At 48.7% G+C, this 636-nt stretch carries 1 protein-coding gene; it reads left to right on the top strand.

Going from position 1 to position 636, the window contains the following annotated elements; translation table 11 throughout:
- Positions 1-636: DUF5801 repeats-in-toxin domain-containing protein (locus R7044_RS26160; RefSeq protein ID WP_225456112.1), on the top strand; the 636-nt coding region annotated here is incomplete at both ends.

Below are 636 nucleotides of genomic sequence, written 5' to 3'. Positions count from 1 at the left end.
GACCATCCAATCGGTGCAGATGAGCTAACGCTGAATTTCCCTATTATCGCGACCGATTTTGATGGCGACACCACGAGCGCGACTATTCCAGTCACGATTGTTGATGATCGACCAACACTCGATGGTATCGACGCAAACAGCGTACTCACAGTAGACGAAGATGATTTGCCAACCGTGGGTTCTGATGGCAATGAACCAACGAGTATTATTGGTAAGTTTGTCGCGACAGAAGGTGCGGACCGTATCGTCGAGTACCATATCGTTGACTTGAACACGCCAGTTCAAGGCTTAACGTCTGGTGGGCAATCACTGACTCTCGTTGAAGTTTCTAATTCGGGTGGCGTATCCGTTTATGAAGCCGTTATTGATGGAACAACAACACCTGCTTTTCGAGTGACGTTGGATGTTTCTGATGGCAGCTACAAGTTTGAACTACTTGAGCCACTCGATCATCCAACCGCGAATGGTCAAAACGACATCGTCATCAACCTTCCTATCGCAGCGACGGATTTTGATGGTGATGTTTCGAATACTCTCACGTTGCCGATCACTGTTGTGGATGACGTACCAACCATCGACGGTTTGGCTCAGGGTAGTGAACAGACCGTCGATGAAGACGACCTACCGCAGGGTACT

The sequence above is a fragment of the Vibrio sp. 1402 genome (assembly GCF_033340275.1).
This window is presented reverse-complemented; position numbering and strand designations above follow the sequence as displayed.